The sequence below is a fragment of the uncultured Capnocytophaga sp. genome (genome assembly GCF_937936315.1).
In the GTDB taxonomy this organism is placed as follows: Bacteria; Bacteroidota; Bacteroidia; order Flavobacteriales; family Flavobacteriaceae; genus Capnocytophaga.
Genome location: NZ_CALGWU010000027.1, coordinates 1 through 19,473 on the forward strand (window position 1 = coordinate 1; position 19,473 = coordinate 19,473).

Consider the following 19,473-nt stretch of genomic DNA (forward strand, 5'->3'; position numbering starts at 1 on the left):
AAAAGTGAATAGTTAAAAGTGAATAGTTAAAAGTGAATAGTTAAAAGTGAATAGTTAAAAGTGAATAGTGAATGGTTATTTGCGGCAAAGGTAGGGATAAAATGTTAATTGGCAAAATAAAAGGAGTTAAAGAATGTTGGGATTCTTTAACTCCTATTTTTCTGATTTTTTTCCTATTTATTAATAGAATGAACTTAGGTTTTCTTTGATAGTAGCGCTGTTCTCTAATGATTTGAGAATGTTTTGGGCAGCGCGTTCAGTGCGAAGGTTTTCAACGGTTTCAGCTTGAGTTCTGTAATCGGTGATTGCAGGGGCTATAGTAGCTGAAGTGAGTTGGATTACGTATACAGCGTTTTCACCATCGATAGGCTTAGAAATTTGCCCTTGTTTGAGTCCGAATGCAGCACCTACTACTTTAGGTTCACGACCTTCACCTATGATAGTTGGGTTTTTCATCACGAGACCAGTAGCGCTTTTTACTTCAGTTTTGTTAGCTGAAGCGATGGCTTGGAGGCTGTTGCCTTTGGCTTTTTCTTTTAAAATAGCGGCTTTCTTTTCGCGGATGAGGATAGGTTTCACGATAGGAGCGGCATCTTGTGCAGAGCTGAGTCCTTCTTCACCTTGTTTTACTAATTGAGCGACGATGTTGTTGCTTCCGGCGTTGAATCGCTTGATGTCACCTACTTTGGTGTCCTTATTGAACAACCATTGTACGATGGCGCGGTTGCTACCTAATCCGATGATTTGGTCGTCGTTTTTATGGAGGTTATCGGCGCGGAGTACTGAAAGGTCGGATTTTTTGGCGATGCTTGCAAATTCTTTTGGATTTTGAGAAGCCTTCATTTCAAAGTTAGAAACTTTAGAGAAAATCTCGCTTACAGTGGCTTCAGATGGTTCTACCGCACGGCTGATAGTGGCGATATTTACGGCTTCGGCTTTGCTTGTAACTTTTACGACGTGGAACCCAAAGTCGGTTTCAACAAGCCCTATGTTGCCAACGGGGTTAGCGAAAGCGAATTCTTCGAAAGGTTTTACCATTGCGCCTTTTCCAAAGAATCCGAGATCTCCACCACTATAAGCAGCGCCTGGTTCTTCAGAGTTTTCGCGAGCGAGTTCGGCAAAATCAGTACCTGCAGATTTAGCTTGCGCTAATAGTTCTTCGGCTTTAGCTTTAGCTTCTTCCTTAGTACGAGTGGTATTAGGAGTAGCGGCTTGGCTTCCTTGGTAGGCGATGAGGATGTGGCTTGCTTTTACGGCTCCGGCGGGCTCTTTGGCAACCATACGGCTGATTTTTAGGTTGCCGTCTTCTTCGTAAGGTCCGAATACTTTGCCTATAGGAAGAGCGTAAAGAGTATCGGCGTAAGCAGAGCGGATATTATCTTTATTTACGAAAGTGCTGTCATAAGGGACATTAGAGTTGCGATCTACGAACTCTTTAATATTCTTAGTTTTAGCAAATCCAGGAAGAGTGTCGTTGCTATTGGTTTTGCTGTTGAACACGATTTCGGGTTGCAAAAGTTTGAGCAAGTTTTCTTTTTCAGCTTCAATGTCTTTTGCAGAAGGTTTTTCGTTCACTACAATATATTGGATGTTGCGATAAGCCTCTTGTTTGAATTGTTTTTCGTGTTTTTTGATGTAATCTTGGATTTCACCATCGGTAACGGTAACGTTTTTATCGTCGATAGAACTGTATTGCAACGCCACATAATTGATGTCGGCAAGGTCTTTTTCTTGGTGGTATTCCATTTCAGCTTCAGCATTGGTAACGCCGAGACCTGCACGGATAAGGCTGAAATACATTTGTTGTTTAGCACCTTCTACGATAGCGTCTTCTTGCATTTTCCATTGAGCATAGGCTTCTGGATTGGTACTTTTGAGGGTAGCTAAGTAGTTAGTGAATTTATGAGGGTCGAACACGCCAAACTCATTCACAAACTGAGGGTTTTGTGCTAAAGGAGTTTTAGCAAGGATAGCCAAAATTTGGTCTTTTTCAATGCTGAGACCTAGTTTGTCCACCTGTTGGTTGAGGAGGATTTCTTGGACTTTTTGTTCCCACACGTATTTAGCGGCTTCGATGCTGCTTACTTGTCCGTTAGCTTGACGGGTAGCGTTTTCCACTTGTTGACGGAAAGCGTCGATAGAGACATCTTCGCCATTTACGGTTCCTATTTCGTTAGGCATATGGTTGCTAAAGCGACCTTTACCGATAAAATCGGAGATGATGAAAGCGAAGAGGGCAAGCCCTATAATCGCGATAAGGAATACGGTTTTACTTCTAATCTTTTCGAGTACTGCCATTGTTTATAATTCGTTTATAAGAGTATAAAAATGTTTGGTGTTATTAATCAAACGGCAAAAGTAATACTTTTTGTGTAAATGCAAAAATATTTTTAAGATTTTTTATAAGATAAGAGGTAAGAAGTAAGAGATAAGAGATTGTTGTGAAGTGTGGTATGGGTAATTTTATGATTTTTTTTTGGAGTAGTTATTTGTAATAGGGAGGTTCGTTGTGGCTTCGTTATGTGTTCGTTGAGTGTTCGGATAGAGTGTTTTTTTTGTTATTTGGTAATTATTTTGTACTTTTGCCGTTTGAAATGTAAAAAAATGAAGACTGTCGCTCTTTATAAATACTTGTTTATAGTATTGTTTTTCGGCGTACGATTAGTGTTGGCTCAGCAAGGTGTTGAAGCGCTTTTCATCAAAGAAGGGGTTTTACTCAAGTGTGAGGATGCTAAGATACCTTCTGATGGCTATATAGCGTTGCCTCATACGGTAAAAGCAATTGCAGCTGAAGCATTTAAAGGTTGTACGCGCTTGCAAAGGATTAGCGTCTCGGGTGGGGTAACCACTATTGGGGATCGCGCTTTTGTGGGGTGTAATCATCTTACTAAAGTGGAGATGTTGCCTAACTCGGTGACGGCTATTGGGGTGCAGGCGTTTGCTTTTTGTCCTAAGTTAAAGGAAATTAACTTGCCTAACACAGTAGCGACAATAGGGGAGGAGGCTTTTAGAGGTTGTTTTGCTCTGGAACGCATTGAAATACCCGAGGCTATGAGTCTTATTGGCAGCAGTGCTTTTATAGATTGCTCAGGGCTTAAGCAGGTGGTGTTTTTGAGTAATGAACTTAGTGTATTGCCTTCGCAGTTGTTCTATCAGTGTAAGGTGCTTTCACAAGTAACTTTGCCGCCGAGCTTGCGACATATTAAAAGTAGCACCTTTGCGTATTGTGAGTCACTTCCAGAATTGGAACTGCCAGAGAAATTGGAAATCATAGGTGACGATGCTTTTGAGTATTGCAAATCACTTAAGGGAATGAGTATTCCTGATAATGTGTTTTTTATTGGGTCAAGTGCCTTTCATAGTTGTAGTGCTTTAGCAACGCTGAAATTGCCTTATGGTTTGCGACATATATTAAACGATACTTTTTTAGATTGTACGAGTTTGAGTTCGGTGGTAATTCCAGATACAGTGGAGAAAATCAATATGCAGGCATTCAGGAATTGTACTTCATTACTTACTGTCCAAATGCCTTTAGCGCTTACCGATATTTATTATGGAGCTTTCTATGGTTGTAGAAATTTGCAATATATTGATTTGCCTGAGGGTGTTAAATATATAGGAGTGTTTGCTTTTGCCGAATGTGCAAGTCTGCAAACTGTAGAGCTACCTCGTGCGGTGGTAGATGTTGCTGCTAAGGTTTTTTATAATTGTGCCAATCTTACTGAAGTAAACTTGTCTAAATTTACTACTTCTATAGGGGTGCAATCATTTTATGGGTGTGCAAACTTAAAAGAGTTAAAATTGCCTAATACAGTAGAAAAGATAGATTTGGCAGCCTTTGAAAATAGTGGTCTTGCTGAATTGCATTGTCGTGCAATTACTCCACCAGTGGTGAATCGAAGTTTTGGATATAGAGGAAAAGTGCTAGTGCCCTATCGCTCATTAGAGCTTTACAAACAAGCTGAAGGATGGAAAGATTGTGCTTTGGAATAAAAAAATATTCTAAAAAGTTTGGCGGATTAAAATTTTCGCCGTACTTTTGCCACCCAAAAGCGCATATAAATAGGCGTGATATTATTCATTAATAATACTAATAAGTTATGATTCAATACGTTAAAGAGTCTTATGAAGAGTTAACTAACCACGTTACGTGGCCTAATGTTTCTGATGCACAAAAAGAAATGGTGGTAGTAGTGGTGTTTTCAATCCTGTTTTCTTTAGTAATTTGGGGAATGGATTCTTCATTCGAATACCTTATAGGTAAGTATTTTGAATTTATGAAATAAAAACAGCAACGATGTCTGGATTAATAGAAAAAAAATGGTATGTAATTAAAACCGTTACCGGTCAGGAGAACAAAATAAAAAACTACATAGAGAACGAGACTTCTCGTTTAGGTTATGCCGACTATGTGGAGGAAGTTTTAGTGCCTACTGAAAAGGTGGTTCAAGTGCGTAACGGCAAGAAAATCACCAAAGATAGAGTGCACATGCCTGGCTATGTAATGGTGAAAGTTCACTTAGCAGGTGAGGTAGTGCATATCATTAAGTCTATCCCAGGGGTAGTAGGTTTCTTGAGTGAAACCAAAGGAGGTGATCCACTGCCATTGCGTAAAGCCGATGTAAACCGTATGCTTGGTCAGGTAGACGAATTAGCTGAAACGGTAGAAACAGTAGCTATTCCTTTTGAAGTAGGCGAAATGGTAAAACTTATCGATGGTCCTTTCAATGGTTTTAACGGTACTATAGAACGTGTGAACGAAGAAAAACGCAAACTTGAAGTGATGGTGAAAATCTTCGGACGTAAAACACCTTTAGAACTAAGCTATACCCAAGTAGAAAAATTGTAACAAAGTCCTCATAAGAGGCATTTAAATAAATTATTAATTATAAACAATGGCAAAAGAAATTAGTAAAGTAGTTAAACTACAAGCTCGGGGAGGTCAAGCGAATCCTTCGCCACCAATTGGACCCGCATTAGGTGCTGCCGGTGTTAATATTATGGAGTTCTGCAAGCAGTTCAATGCTCGTACGCAGGACAAACAAGGAAAAGTAATTCCTGTAGTTATCACCGTTTATAAAGACAAGTCTTTCGACTTTGTTATCAAAACTGCACCTGCTGCTGTTCAGCTGTTGGAAGCCGCTAAGGTTAAAGGAGGTTCCGGAGAGCCAAACCGTAAGAAAGTAGCAAGTATCACTTGGGAACAAGTGAGAGCAATTGCAGAAGACAAAATGCCTGATTTAAATGCATTTACAATCGAGTCTGCAATGAGTATGGTTGCTGGTACGGCACGTTCAATGGGTATATCAGTAACTGGAGAAAAACCTTTTTAATCGCAAAGCAATATGGCAAAATTAACAAAGAAACACAAAGAAGCTCTTGCAAAAGTTGATAGCAACAAGCTATATTCACTCAAAGAGGCTTCAGCATTATTGAAAGAAATCACTTACACTAAATTTGATGCTTCTGTAGATATTGCAGTGCGTTTAGGGGTAGACCCACGTAAAGCAAACCAAATGGTACGCGGTGTAGTTACGCTTCCTCACGGAACTGGTAAAGATGTTCGTGTACTCGCATTAGTAACTCCAGATAAAGAAGCTGAAGCTAAAGCTGCTGGAGCAGACTATGTAGGTCTTGATGAGTATCTACAAAAAATCAAAGACGGCTGGACTGATGTAGACGTAATCGTTACTATGCCTGCTGTAATGGGTAAATTAGGTCCTTTAGGACGTGTCCTCGGTCCTCGCGGATTGATGCCAAACCCTAAAACCGGTACCGTTACTATGGAAATTGGTAAAGCTGTACAAGAAGTGAAATCTGGTAAAATCGATTTCCGTGTGGATAAAACAGGTATCGTACACGCTTCTATCGGTAAAGTATCATTCACAGCCGATAAAATTGTAGACAACGCTAACGAGTTGATCCAAACATTAATAAAGATGAAGCCTACCGCTGCTAAAGGTACGTATATGAAATCTATTTATCTTTCATCTACTATGAGCCCAAGTGTAGCTGTAGATCCTAAAACAGTTTAATTTGTAGTTAAAAACCGAAATTATGACAAGAGAAGAAAAATCATTAGTAATAGATAATTTAACTGCACAGTTAGCTGAAAATAACGTTATTTATGTAGCAGATTTAACTGGTTTGAACGCTCAAGAAACAACGGCTTTACGTCGTGCTTGTTTTAAAGCGAATATCAAATTAGCAGTTGTGAAAAATACCTTGCTTTCTAAAGCAATGGAGGCTTCAGAGAAAGAATTTGGCGAATTGCCAAGCATTCTCAAAGGCAACACTTCTTTGATGTATGCTGAAGTAGGTAATGTACCTGCAAAACTCATTAAAGAATTCCGTAAAAAATCAGATAAACCTATTTTGAAAGGAGCTTATGTAGATGCAGCTGTATTTATTGGTGATAGCCAATTAGATGCATTAGCAGCTCTCAAATCTAAAAACGAAGTTATTGGCGATATCATTGGATTGCTCCAATCACCTGCCAAAAACGTTGTTTCAGCTCTCAAATCAGGTGGTGGCAAATTGGCTGGTATCATCAAAACTTTATCTGAAAAGTAAAACAGAACACACAGAATTTATTTTTAAACAATTAAACAAAAACGATAGAAAAAATGGCAGATTTAAAAAATTTCGCAGAACAATTAGTAAACTTAACCGTTAAAGAAGTAAATGAGCTTGCTCAAATCTTGAAAGAAGAGTATGGCATCGAGCCAGCTGCAGCAGCAGTAGCAGTAGCAGCAGGTCCAGCAGCAGGTGGTGCTGGTGAAGCAGCCGCTGAAAAAACAGAATTCGACGTAATCTTGAAATCAGCAGGTGCTAACAAATTAGCGGTTGTTAAATTAGTAAAAGATCTTACTGGTCTTGGACTTAAAGAAGCTAAAGAAGTTGTAGACGGCGCTCCTTCTAAAGTAAAAGAAGGTGTTTCTAAAGAAGAAGCTGAAGGGCTTAAAAAATCTTTAGAAGAAGCTGGTGCTGAAGTAGAATTGAAATAATTTTACTTATAAACCCTATAAGGTTTAGGTCTTTTTCAATGGCAAAAAGACCTAAACCATTTTGTAATTTAAAGCAACAATACAACAACAATATAATGGTAAGACCTATCTTGCCAACCCTCAAACAAGCAACTCATCAACTTTAAGCAAAGTCTGCAATAGTCTTTCCCACTACAAACTTTGTTTGAGTTTCAAAATAATAATTGCTGTTAAAAGCTAACTGACTAACAACTTACTACTAACACACTAAACAATAATATTAAAGTAAAGAAAATGCTTACGAATCAAACCGCAAGAGTCAATTTTGCTTCTGTGAAACACACCCCTGAGTATCCTGACTTTTTGGATATTCAAATCAAATCGTTTCAAGAGTTCTTTCAGATGGAAACCAAGTCGGAAGACCGAGTGAACGAGGGATTGTACCACACCTTTAAGGAAAACTTCCCTATATCCGATACTCGTAACCAATTCGTATTGGAGTTTCTCGACTATTTCGTAGACCCTCCTCGCTACTCTATACAAGAGTGTATCGAACGCGGGCTTACCTATAGCGTGCCTCTGAAAGCTCGATTGAAGCTCTATTGCACCGACCCTGAGCACGAAGATTTTGAAACTATCGTACAAGATGTATATTTGGGAACTGTGCCTTATATGACTTCCAGCGGAACATTCGTTATCAATGGTGCTGAACGCGTGGTGGTTTCTCAATTACACCGTTCTCCTGGCGTATTCTTCGGTCAGTCGTTTCACGCCAATGGTACCAAACTCTATTCTGCACGTATCATTCCTTTCAAAGGTTCGTGGATTGAGTTTGCTACCGACATCAACAATGTGATGTACGCTTATATCGACCGTAAAAAGAAATTGCCCGTAACTACACTTTTCCGTGCAATTGGTTTTGAACGCGATAAAGATATATTAGAAATATTCGACCTTGCCGAAGAAATCAAAGTTTCTAAAACAGGGCTTAAAAAATACATCGGTCGTCGTTTGGCTGCTCGTGTACTTAACACTTGGCACGAGGACTTCGTAGATGAAGATACAGGAGAAGTAGTATCTATTGAGCGTAATGAGATTATCCTCGATCGCGATACTGTACTCGATGAAGATAACATTCAAGAAATCTTAGATGCTGATGTAAAAACTATTCTTCTTCACAAAGAAGACAGTCAGGCTACAGATTATACTATTATCCACAATACTTTACAAAAAGACCCTACCAACTCTGAAAAAGAGGCGGTAGAACATATTTACCGACAATTGCGTAACGCCGAACCACCCGATGAAGAAACAGCTCGCGGTATTATCGATAAGCTCTTCTTCTCAGACCAACGTTATAACTTGGGGGATGTAGGTCGTTACCGTATCAATAAAAAATTAGGGTTAGATACCCCTATGGAAAAGCAAGTGCTTACCAAAGAGGATATCATCACTATCGTAAAATATTTGATTGAGCTCATCAACTCTAAAGCAGAGGTAGATGATATCGACCACTTGTCTAACCGCCGTGTGCGCACGGTAGGAGAGCAGTTGGCAGCTCAGTTTGGTGTAGGTCTTTCTCGTATGTCACGCACTATCCGCGAACGTATGAACGTACGTGATAACGAGGTATTTACTCCTATAGATTTGATTAACGCTAAGACTCTTTCGTCTGTAATCAACTCGTTCTTTGGTACAAACCAGTTGTCTCAGTTTATGGATCAAACAAACCCATTAGCCGAGATTACTCACAAACGCCGTTTATCAGCTTTAGGACCTGGAGGTCTATCGCGTGAACGTGCAGGTTTTGAGGTGCGCGACGTACACTATACTCACTACGGACGCTTGTGTCCAATCGAAACCCCTGAGGGACCAAACATCGGTTTGATTTCATCATTAGCCGTGTTCTCTAAAGTAAATGGTATGGGCTTTATCGAGACTCCTTACCACAAAGTAAGCAACGGAAAGGTAGATCTTAAAGATATGACCTATCTCACTGCCGAAGACGAAGAGGGACTTAAAATTGGTATGGCTAATATCGCATTAGACGATAAAGCTAATATCATTGAGGAAAAAGTGGTTGTAAAAGAAGATGGTGACTTCCCTGTAATCGAACCTAATGAAGTACAATATATAGACGTTGCCCCTAACCAAATCGCCTCTATTTCAGCTTCTCTTATTCCTTTCTTGGAACACGACGACGCGAACCGTGCCTTGATGGGATCAAATATGATGCGCCAAGCAGTGCCATTGTTGAAACCAGAAGCTCCTATTGTAGGTACAGGTTTGGAACGCCGCGTAGCTTCTGATGCTCGTGTGCTTATGAATGCCGAACGCGATGGGGTAGTAGATTATGTAGATGCTGAGAAAATCATCATTACTTACGATCGTACCGATGAGGAAAAACTCGTAAGCTTTGATGCTGATGAAACTGTATACAACCTTATCAAATTCCAAAAAACTAACCAAGGTACTTGTATCAACCTTAAGCCAATTGTAGAAAAAGGCGAACGTGTGAAAAAAGGACAAGTGCTTTGTGAAGGTTATGCTACCGAAAATGGAGAGTTAGCACTTGGTCGCAATATGAAAGTAGCGTTTATGCCTTGGAAAGGGTATAACTTCGAGGATGCGATTGTAATCTCAGAACGTGCTGTACGCGATGATATCTTCACTTCTATCCATATTGATGAGTACGCACTTGAAGTGCGTGACACTAAGTTAGGTGCTGAAGAACTTACCAATGATATTCCTAATGTATCGGAAGATGCTACTAAGGATTTGGATGAAAATGGTATGATTCGCATTGGTGCTGAAGTACGTCCTGGAGATATTCTTATAGGTAAGATTACTCCAAAAGGTGAATCTGATCCTACTCCTGAAGAGAAACTCCTCCGTGCTATCTTTGGTGATAAAGCAGGTGATGTGAAAGATGCATCTCTAAAAGCCTCTCCATCACTTTACGGGGTAGTAATCGACAAGAAATTGTTCTCTCGCGCAGTGAAAGATAAACGCAAACGCAGTAAAGATAAAGAAGATGTAGCGCAATTAGAAGCCGACTATAATGCTAAATTCGAGGCGCTTCGTACTAAATTATTAGAAAAACTATTTAGCTTAGTAGCCGAGAAAACCTCAGAAGGTGTAGTGAACGACCTTGGTGAAGAGATTGTACCTAAAGGTAAGAAATACAGCAAAAAAGTACTTGAAGGCATTGAAGATTACGCTCACCTTACTTCTGCAGGTTGGACTGATGATAAACATATCAACGGACTTATAGACGACCTCTTGCACAACTACCGCATTCGCGAAAACGACTTACAAGGTATGTTGCGCCGTGATAAATTCACTATCGCTGTGGGTGACGAATTGCCTGCAGGTATCCTCAAATTAGCTAAGATTTACGTGGCTAAGAAACGTAAGTTAAAAGTAGGGGATAAGATGGCAGGTCGCCACGGTAATAAGGGTATCGTAGCGCGTATCGTTCGTGATGAGGATATGCCATTCCTTGAAGACGGAACTCCGGTAGACATCGTGTTGAACCCACTTGGGGTACCTTCACGTATGAACATCGGTCAGATATACGAAACTGTATTGGGTTGGGCAGGACAAAAACTCGGTAAGAAGTTTGCAACTCCTATCTTCGACGGGGCATCACTTGAGCAAATCAATGAGCTTACTGATGAAGCAGGCGTTCCGCGTTTCGGTCATACTTACCTATACGATGGTGGTACTGGTGAACGTTTCGACCAAAAAGCAACTGTAGGGGTTATTTATATGATCAAACTCGGACATATGATTGACGATAAGATGCACGCGCGTTCTATCGGTCCGTACTCACTCATCACACAACAACCATTGGGAGGTAAAGCCCAATTTGGTGGTCAGCGTTTTGGAGAGATGGAGGTATGGGCATTAGAGGCTTATGGAGCATCTAGTACCTTACGCGAAATCTTAACTGTAAAATCCGATGACGTAGTAGGTCGTGCCAAAACTTACGAAGCGATTGTAAAAGGTGAGACAATGCCAGAACCAGGCTTGCCAGAATCTTTCAACGTATTGATGCATGAGCTTAAAGGTCTTGGATTAGATATCCGACTTGAAGAATAATTGTTAATTACGACTGACGAATTACAAATAATAAGTGATTCGTCATTCATTAGAAATAAAATTCCAAACTATTGAATATTCAGTAGTTTGGAATTTTTGTTTTTATTAGAAGTTAAGGGAAGAAGATAAAAATTGTTCTCAAGTACTTAACTAAAATTTATCTTTTCAATAACTACTAATCTATTTTGTTAGATACATTGCCTTTGCTGTACGTTCATGTTAATATTACTTTCTATATCATTAGTCTTTTAATTTGCTACTTTAAAACTATAGTTTTCTGGAAAATATTTTGAAAGACCTAAGTCATTAGTATTAAATTCTAGATCTGTTATAGCTGGATACTTTAAATTAGCCTTCTTTTGCATTTTAGCGATGACTTCCTCTTCCTCCTCTTTCAAAGTCCAGTCACTTATATATGTATCAACTAATCCTACCTCATATAACTCACCTTTTACTTCTATTTTATTCGGTAGAAAATATCCTTCATATACTATACAATTATTAAGTTTAGTAGTATATGAATCTCCATCCCAAAAATCATTTGAGTACCCCTCATATTCAGTTTTATAATACTTAGCAGTATCTCTATCTATTTTTTTTATATAAGTGGGAAATTTTATAACATATTCTCCTATATATTCTCTTTGAAAATTATATTTTTCGATTTCATCTATATATTCTCCACCAAGAATATGATTTGGGTAACTTTCTTTGAATATTGTGTTATAATAAGTATATACTTCGTTTAATAAGGCACTTTTCGTGTCATACAAATAAAAAGGATATTTTCTCATCAAAGTAATATTATAGGTTTCTTGGTCTATATTATATTTTCCTGTTTTGATTATCATTTCCTTATTTACAAAGTTAAAAATGAGATCTTTGCTAATTTTTTCTATCATTTCATACTTTTTAGTCATTCGCAATTCATATTCTTCTTTTTTTTCATATTCACCTCTCTCAGCCCATTCTTTAAAAGAGGCTTCTATACATAATTTAGCCCTTTTAAACTCAGTTAAGTCTTGGCATATCTTCTTAACTATCACATCTTTGTACTTATTTATAGCTTTATTCTTAGCAACCATTTCATCTAATGCAATTAAATTAATTCCATTTTTTTTATTATAGGCTTCATTAGCTTTCTTTTTAGTATTATAAAAAGATTCACCTGATTTATCTTTTCTCAACTTATTAATTTCAGTAAGAGGAATGCCTAATTTTCGTAAGGTCTTATTTTCAATAGCTTGTTTTTCTATTTCAAAAGCCTTGTATGTGTGGGTAGTTTTAGTCTGTCCTAAAACATTAGTAATAAAGCATATTACCAATAGTGTAATTAGAAATTTAATACTTTTCATTATTATTGAACTTATTAATATAATTGACTACTTTATTTATTATTCTTTTGCAATTATAGCGTCATAAAAAATTGACCAGTTACCATCTACTGTAAGTTCCTCAAGTGAACCTACCTTTATCTCCTCTCACATCATTAAAAGAGTCTTTATTAAGCTCTTTTTCTATTCTTGATGAGGAGAGTTCTTTTCAAAACATCTTCTTTTCAAGCATACACTTCATAAACAGAAGATTTTATATGATTTTATTCTATTTCTCCTACTATCATCACAAACTGTCTGCAAACTTTGATATTAAAAGAAGGTAACTCCTGCAAATATTTGTAATGGATATTATTTTTAGACAATAAATCCTTAACTGATATATGTCTTAAGGTATCAATAGGACTCCTATTTTCATTACCTCAAAACTTAATGATTTATCAAATTCAGTCCAGCTAGTATCACGTTGTGAAGTAATGGTAAATTGTGCTGTTTCAATAAACTTAGTAAGCTCATCAAAATTATTTACATATTTACCATTGAAATGTAAATAAGTATCTTGGGCATAGCGAATGTCTTTTAGTTTTTTGCAAACTTCAGAATAGCGTTTTTTGTTGTTTCAAAATTAACTTTATAAATAGTGTTATATAAATCGCTATTGAATGCAATAAATATAATGAGTAATGAGATAGCTACACCAGATATAGCTAATCCTATAGTTTTTTTTCTAATCCTATTGACGGTAAAATAAAGCCTAAAAGCCAAAATAGTAGAACTACAAGAAATAATAACCCTACCCAAGGAACTGATGATAAAAATAATACTAATGATGTGCCAAATAGCACAGCTAGGGTTATTAACGAAATAATGAACCTAATAGTTCCAATTTTGTTTTTCTGATTGTTATTTGTTCTCGGTTGTCTAATTTTGGTGCATAGTTACGACAAATTTTTGTACTATGCAAGTTTTTAACATTTATTTTTTACAGATGAGTTGTAAAAAATTAAAAATCAAATGAATTTGAATTGTTGTTAATGTGTAAAAACTGACTTTTGTATTTGTGAATTCGTTGATTTATACTATCTTTGTCGCCTAAAATTAAACATTATGGCTACATACAAATTACCCTATTTCGGGAAGGTTACCCTTTCTGAAGATAATGATTACCACGAAATAGAAGATGTGGATATCAACGGCTCCTCAGTGTCAATCACTATTGATTGTATGGGAGAAACACCCTCTAAAGCTCAGGGAACAGCTATTGAGCAATTGTTAGAACACTTGCCTGAACTCGACCAACAGATTCGCAACGAATTTATAAAAGTCTATCGTTCTAGCGAGGAATCTATGGTGAAAGATTATGTGCAAATAGTAGAAGAAATGGCTGATGAGCAGGGGGAAGAATTGCTCACAGCACTTGAGCTTACTAATCTCAATATCTCCCTTTTTGCGACAGAGTTTGCAGGTTTTGACTATACGTTGCCTGAAGTTACCGATGAAATTCTTGTAGTAATGGTAGATGAAGAAAGGAAAATCATACGCTTTACGATTGAGTCGTAAATGATTTATTATAATGTTCTGCTTTAAAGTTAATTAAAAAACATCTTTTGAATATGAATTTTATTACTGAAAACCAAACCGAGTATCAAGCTCTCTTTACTTTTTGGGGAGAGGAAGAGTCTGAAATTGAGGTCTGTTTTGATGCCAAACGCCACTTTACAGAAGAAGAAAAGCAAGAAGTATTTCGGCAAGTAGCAACCAAAGTACAATGGTTGGAGGGCAACAAGGAAGCTGTTCTGCAGTTTCTCCTCAAAAATGAAGAGATAAGAGAACTCTTTGAAGTAGCCCAAGAAGACCTTGAAGAAGAAATTACTGAAGAGCAATTTTGCGAAGCCGTGTATTTCTATGATTTGTATTGTGAAGTAGGTGAAGACCTCGTCTGCACTTTTGATGTGGATACTGACCCTGATTACTTTTTGGGGCATCTGGTGAATATCAGGCTTGATGATAACTATCAACTTCATTTAGAAACGATTAGTGGATAATAATACTGAATTGTAACTTAATGTAATATAATATAATAATTATGAATATACGTCCTGCCATCACAACTGATATAGCCTTATTGCAGGCTATTGGCAAGCAAACTTTCTATGAAACCTTTGCTGATACCCACACCTTCGTCTTAGGTTCTGATGCTCAAACCGATATTTTAATGAAACTGTCGATGTTTTAAGATATACAAAAAGAACATACAAGGTTAAAATAATGATCGACAATACAACTCTCTTTGAGTTGATTTTGAAAGGATGAAATCAATAAAAATATTTAAAATGATACGTAACAAAACACTTATTTTCGCTTTACTTGCACTATCTGCTTGTAGCAAACAATCGGGAGAAGATGAACCACAACAAATGGTATATCAGAATTCCCAACAAAGTCTCTTTGATCCCTATATCGCTCAGGGGTCTATTTTCACAAGAGAAGTTAAAAATATGCCTTTGGCAACGAACTCTGCTGCCATAGCAGCCTATATGCCTAAGATGCCCGCAGAATATCTTCCTGAGAGATTTAAAAGCTGGTTGGTAACTTCTTTGAATACCACGAACTATAATATCCCTGTGTATGTAGTGAACTCTCACGACCCTCAACAGAAATATGCTAATTTCACCTCTACCGACAAGCGTGTAACTCACAAGGAAGACCTTGTGAAATACACAATAGGGCGTATTCCCTTGCCAAGCTATGCAGTACCAGCAGGCGGTGGTGACAAGTCTTTTGCGGTGTATGACAGAGCAACAGGAATGATGCGAGAATATTTTCACGCTGTTAAAGATGAGAAAGGTACTTGGCATTTTTCTGCTTCTGGATATTTTTCTGCAAAACCAAATTTTAAAGATTTAGGGAAGGATAACTTTGCGATGCAGCTTACTACAGGTTCTTCAGCAGTGGTAGGAATGTTGAACCCTCTTTCTCAGATAGGAATAGAAGAGGCGAGAAAGGGTGAGATACGTCACGCTCTATCCTTTACTATTGCCAATGCTGGTAAAGGATTCTCGTACCCTGCAAAGCAAGGTGATGGGACTTCAACAAACCCTAATGCTCCTTTGGAAGGACAGTGGTTTCGCATAGACCCTAAAATAGATCTCAACAAACTAAAATTACGTCCGTTTACCCTTGTAGTAGCCAAAGCGATACAGAAATATGGAGGCTATGCAGCCGATAAAAATCTTTTTTGCCACGCTTTCAACGCCGAGCACCCTATAAACGAAATGGCACAAGGGAAACCTAACCCTTGGGAAAAAGGTGGAGATATCTATGAAAAATACAAAGGAATAGACCTTAATGACTTTCCTTGGCATCTCACCCAATGGGCACCTGTGGATTGGGGGAAATGATTAGTAAAGATTAAATAACACTCTATGGAGATTACACCAACTCTTAAAATAGAAATCTACCACGCTCTTGTGGACTTTTTAACAGCTTACAAAACCGAAAACACCCAAGTTTTAGCTGAAAAGTTTGGCATTTCGGGAGAGTTTTTGGAGGAAATCTACGAAACGCTGGATTTTATAGAGGACAAAAGCACTTTGCGTCTTTTTCCTGTGGAAGAAATGGACAATGAAGAAGGCGGAGGAGTAAATTTGGAAGTTTATAACTATAATAATGACGATACTGCTGTTGGAGTAGAAGCCCATTTGTGGGACAATCAGGAATATTTTGCCATTATCAAAGGATGTTACAACCTTGGCGAGCAATTCCCTAAATTTGTTTTTCATTATTTTGAGTCTTAAATATTAGAAAATGACTGTAGAAATCTTTTGGCAGCTTATCGAAAAAGCAAGAAGCACAGCAGGGACAAATGATAATGCCTTTGCTTCGGCCTTACAGACAGAACTGGAAGCCTTATCGGAAGAGAATTTGCTCTTGTTTCAGTTTATTTATGAATGGTACGAAATTACGATTATCAAACAGCCCTCTCATCTGATGTGGTCGGCATTGGTACTGATTAACGGAGGCTATTGCACTGATACTTACGGCTTTGCGGGTTATCTGATTACCCACGGGCGTGAAGCTTATGAAAAAACGCTTGCAAATCCAGATTTTTTGGCTACATTGGAGCCTAAAAAAGATAAATGTAACTATAAGGAAGTGAGGCGGCTGGCGCAGAAAATCTATATGGAACGCACCAAAACGAAAATTCGTGCCTTTGAGAAGATTTATTTAGCCGCGTGGAGCGAAGATGTGCAGGATGAGATAACCCAAGCGCTGACCATCAATCCTGAAAAAAGAAACCGAGACTGGACATTAGATGAACTAAAAAAGATATTTCCTAAACTAACTGAAACACTATCTAAACAATACAAAAAATGAAATCAATAAAAATATTTAAAATGATACGTAACAAAACACTTATTTTCGCTTTACTTGCACTATCTGCTTGTAGCAAACAATCGGGAGAAGATGAACCACAACAAATGGTATATCAGAATTCCCAACAAAGTCTCTTTGATCCCTATATCGCTCAGGGGTCTATTTTCACAAGAGAAGTTAAAAATATGCCTTTGGCAACGAACTCTGCTGCCATAGCGGCTTATATGCCTAAAATGCCTGCGGAATACCTGCCCGAAAGATTTAAAAAAACGGTACTGACTACACTGAGCACCACATCTTATAATATCCCTATTTATGTAGTAGATTCTAATAATCCTTTTCAGGAATATGCTAATTTTGAGTCTAAGGATAATAGAGTTATTTATAAAGAAGACCTTATCAAGTATACTACGGGGCGAATACCCTTGCCTAAATATGCACAACCAGCAGGCGGAGGCGATAAATCTTTTGCCGTTTATGACAGAGCAACAGGGATGATGAGGGAATATTTTCATGCTGTTAAAGATGAAAAAGGAACTTGGCATTTTTCTGCTTCTGGATACTTTAAGGCAAAACCGAACTTTAAAGATTTGGGCAAAGATAACTTTGCGATGCAACACACCACAGGAGGGTCGGCAGTAGTGTGTATGCTCAATCCACTCTCTCAAATAGGCATCGCAGAGGCACGAAAAGGTGAAATAAAACACGCTCTGTCATTTACTATTGCCAATGCAGGGAAAGGTTTTTCTTATCCTGCTAAACAAGGAGATGGAACTTCAACCAACCCTAATGCTCCCTTGGAAGGACAATGGTTCCGTATAGATCCTAAAATAGATCTTAACAAGCTAAAACTTCGTCCTTTCACCCTCGTAGTAGCCAAAGCGATACAGAAATATGGAGGCTATGCAGCCGATAAAAATCTTTTTTGCCATACCTTCACGGCAGAACATCCTATAAATGAGATGGCACAAGGCAAGCCTAACCCTTGGGAAAAAGGCGGAGATATCTATGAAAAATACAACGGATTAGACCTCAACGATTTTCCTTGGCATCTTACCCAGTGGGCGCCTGTTAATTGGGGGAAATAATTTGAAAGGGATAATATGAATAATCAAATTTATGTATCTAGCTATGGTATTTTTATTTTATCCATAGATCAATTTAGTTCTTTTTTGAAAGAAGAGAAAAAAACAAGAGTGAAAAAAGTTTTACAACTTCTTCAAAAGGAACAAAGTTTATATCAGAGATCGATACAAACAGGAAGCTGGCTGCCAATTCCACAAATTGATTCAGTTTTATATGAAATAAAAATCACTAATTTAGGTGATTCTTTTAATGAAGAATGGGAGGGAAAATACAACTATACCTCCTTTAACCTATGTGTAGGGATAGATAATAGTATCTGGATAGGATCCATAGGGCTTTTATTTGATTGGAATGTAAATAAATTTATAGATAATTCCATAACCTACTCTACATTAGACGGACTTCAACTTACTAGTGCTTTGAAATTTCCTTTAGAAAAAGGTAAATATCTTGTGTCCATACAAGGATATGAACGCAAGGAAAAACAAAATTTTCCAGCTTCAAATAGTGGTTTTTTTATTTTCCTTTGCAAAAGTAGAAAAGTTTGAAAGTGTTAATGATCCTCGCGATGACAAATATTTATTTAATGGTATTAATAAATAGGGAATGTTAAAATAACAACCTACCCATACACACAAAAGATGCAAAGCCTTATTTTCCTAAAAAAGGGTTTCGCAATTTTGAACGCACTGTGTTCATAATTATAACAAACACAATATTAATTGGTTAATATCAACAAATGACAATCATAGAAACTCCCGAAATTATAGAAAAATGCAAAGCCTACGAGCGGGAAGGCGGTGTGATAGACTTTCGTATCTTTCAGTTGGATATGGAGCAGGAGGACACGCCTTATCAGAAGCATTTGGCTGTAGCGCAGCAGACCCTTATTTCGGTAGCGGAAGAAGTAAATACGCGTCTTGACCGTATGGCGGCTAAACTGAAAATGAATCGCAGGGAGCTTTTTACGATGGACTATGATTTTAACATTCTTAAAAACTCTGGCAAAGAGATTTCTGTCCAAGACTTTATGGGCTGGCAATATGAAGAAGTAAGCGGAAGGGTAAAAATACTCTGTTATGATTTGCTTAACCCTAAAACTAAAGGCTACGACCTATATTTCTACTACAATGAAAAAGAAGTGATTGAAAATGCACTCTCTATTACTCAAGAAGATAAGGGGCAAATAGGTTTTGTGTATGCCTTTTTAGATCCTCCTTATTCATTTATGTGTGGAAAAACTATTTTTGAAAAAGGAAACTTCTTTTTAGATTTTTGTAGGTTGCTTTTTACTGATATTTCTCAAATAGAAGTCTATAGATGGAGTACCGATAGCTCTAATTACTTTGATAAGGGCAAAGAATGGTGGGGTGCTTTCTTTTGGACGGTATACAATCCCTATTGGGATAGATATATAGGCATTATAGCTTCAGAAACTGATTAATAATTAACTATGAAAACAGATACACAAATTAAATTCGATACGATAATCAAAGAAGGTTTTACGCCTCTATTAAAGCCACTTTTCTTTTAAAATTGAAACTACTTTTATAATCTATTTTAAATAAAGAAGATACAGGAATTAC

General features: G+C 37.6%; 19 protein-coding genes. 17 read left to right on the forward strand and 2 right to left on the reverse strand.

Features of this window, described 5'->3' with window-relative positions; all coding sequences use genetic code 11:
* Positions 1-180: 180 nt before the first annotated feature.
* Positions 181-2,298, reverse strand: coding sequence for a peptidylprolyl isomerase (locus Q0162_RS05220; RefSeq protein ID WP_297890081.1), 2,118 nt, complete (start codon positions 2,296-2,298; stop codon positions 181-183).
* A 306-nt stretch (positions 2,299-2,604) separates the two neighbouring features.
* On the opposite strand from Q0162_RS05220, the gene Q0162_RS05225 reads away from it, so the two are divergent.
* The 8 genes from Q0162_RS05225 (at position 2,605) to rpoB (ending at position 11,090) form a co-directional block, all read left to right on the forward strand.
* Complete coding sequence (locus Q0162_RS05225) at positions 2,605-3,993, forward strand: leucine-rich repeat domain-containing protein (RefSeq protein WP_297890083.1); 1,389 nt, start codon at positions 2,605-2,607, stop codon at positions 3,991-3,993.
* Between the two features lie 107 nt (positions 3,994-4,100).
* Positions 4,101-4,286 (forward strand): preprotein translocase subunit SecE, encoded by a 186-nt coding sequence (gene secE, locus Q0162_RS05230; protein WP_297890085.1) that lies wholly within the window; start codon positions 4,101-4,103, stop codon positions 4,284-4,286.
* Between the two features lie 11 nt (positions 4,287-4,297).
* Complete coding sequence (nusG, locus tag Q0162_RS05235) at positions 4,298-4,849, forward strand: transcription termination/antitermination protein NusG (RefSeq protein WP_002679816.1); 552 nt, start codon at positions 4,298-4,300, stop codon at positions 4,847-4,849.
* A gap of 46 nt (positions 4,850-4,895) precedes the next feature.
* Positions 4,896-5,333: a 50S ribosomal protein L11 gene (gene rplK, locus Q0162_RS05240; protein WP_009413930.1), complete on the forward strand. Its 438-nt coding sequence runs from the start codon at positions 4,896-4,898 to the stop codon at positions 5,331-5,333.
* A gap of 12 nt (positions 5,334-5,345) precedes the next feature.
* Positions 5,346-6,035 carry a 50S ribosomal protein L1 gene (gene rplA, locus Q0162_RS05245; RefSeq protein WP_002679854.1) on the forward strand — a complete coding sequence of 230 codons (690 nt, stop codon included), beginning with the start codon at positions 5,346-5,348 and terminating at the stop codon, positions 6,033-6,035.
* Positions 6,036-6,057: 22 nt separating this feature from the next.
* Positions 6,058-6,573, forward strand: coding sequence for a 50S ribosomal protein L10 (gene rplJ / locus Q0162_RS05250; protein WP_002679966.1), 516 nt, complete (start codon positions 6,058-6,060; stop codon positions 6,571-6,573).
* 53 nt (positions 6,574-6,626) lie between these two features.
* Positions 6,627-7,007 (forward strand): 50S ribosomal protein L7/L12, encoded by a 381-nt coding sequence (gene rplL / locus Q0162_RS05255; RefSeq protein WP_096087989.1) that lies wholly within the window; start codon positions 6,627-6,629, stop codon positions 7,005-7,007.
* 273 nt (positions 7,008-7,280) lie between these two features.
* Positions 7,281-11,090: a DNA-directed RNA polymerase subunit beta gene (rpoB, locus tag Q0162_RS05260; protein ID WP_297890100.1), complete on the forward strand. Its 3,810-nt coding sequence runs from the start codon at positions 7,281-7,283 to the stop codon at positions 11,088-11,090.
* Between the two features lie 248 nt (positions 11,091-11,338).
* Here the strand turns inward: rpoB and Q0162_RS05265 are convergent, their stop codons facing one another.
* Positions 11,339-12,445, reverse strand: coding sequence for a hypothetical protein (locus tag Q0162_RS05265; protein ID WP_297890102.1), 1,107 nt, complete (start codon positions 12,443-12,445; stop codon positions 11,339-11,341).
* Between the two features lie 1,086 nt (positions 12,446-13,531).
* On the opposite strand from Q0162_RS05265, the gene Q0162_RS05270 reads away from it, so the two are divergent.
* The 9 genes from Q0162_RS05270 to Q0162_RS05310 all read left to right on the forward strand — a co-directional run bounded on the left by Q0162_RS05270 (position 13,532) and on the right by Q0162_RS05310 (position 19,331).
* Positions 13,532-13,984 (forward strand): DUF2004 domain-containing protein, encoded by a 453-nt coding sequence (locus Q0162_RS05270; protein ID WP_297890105.1) that lies wholly within the window; start codon positions 13,532-13,534, stop codon positions 13,982-13,984.
* Between the two features lie 53 nt (positions 13,985-14,037).
* Positions 14,038-14,469, forward strand: coding sequence for a hypothetical protein (locus Q0162_RS05275; RefSeq protein WP_297890107.1), 432 nt, complete (start codon positions 14,038-14,040; stop codon positions 14,467-14,469).
* Positions 14,470-14,510: 41 nt separating this feature from the next.
* Positions 14,511-14,660: a hypothetical protein gene (locus Q0162_RS05280; protein WP_297890110.1), complete on the forward strand. Its 150-nt coding sequence runs from the start codon at positions 14,511-14,513 to the stop codon at positions 14,658-14,660.
* A gap of 97 nt (positions 14,661-14,757) precedes the next feature.
* Positions 14,758-15,825 (forward strand): hypothetical protein, encoded by a 1,068-nt coding sequence (locus Q0162_RS05285; protein ID WP_297890112.1) that lies wholly within the window; start codon positions 14,758-14,760, stop codon positions 15,823-15,825.
* A 24-nt stretch (positions 15,826-15,849) separates the two neighbouring features.
* Positions 15,850-16,221 (forward strand): hypothetical protein, encoded by a 372-nt coding sequence (locus Q0162_RS05290; RefSeq protein WP_297890114.1) that lies wholly within the window; start codon positions 15,850-15,852, stop codon positions 16,219-16,221.
* 10 nt (positions 16,222-16,231) lie between these two features.
* Positions 16,232-16,801, forward strand: coding sequence for a DUF4240 domain-containing protein (locus Q0162_RS05295; RefSeq protein WP_297890116.1), 570 nt, complete (start codon positions 16,232-16,234; stop codon positions 16,799-16,801).
* Between the two features lie 20 nt (positions 16,802-16,821).
* A complete protein-coding gene (locus Q0162_RS05300) occupies positions 16,822-17,889 on the forward strand; it encodes a hypothetical protein (protein ID WP_297890118.1) in 1,068 nt (355 codons plus the stop codon).
* A gap of 15 nt (positions 17,890-17,904) precedes the next feature.
* Complete coding sequence (locus Q0162_RS05305) at positions 17,905-18,435, forward strand: hypothetical protein (RefSeq protein WP_297890120.1); 531 nt, start codon at positions 17,905-17,907, stop codon at positions 18,433-18,435.
* Between the two features lie 191 nt (positions 18,436-18,626).
* Positions 18,627-19,331 (forward strand): hypothetical protein, encoded by a 705-nt coding sequence (locus tag Q0162_RS05310; protein WP_297890122.1) that lies wholly within the window; start codon positions 18,627-18,629, stop codon positions 19,329-19,331.
* The last annotated feature ends 142 nt before the right edge of the window (positions 19,332-19,473 follow it).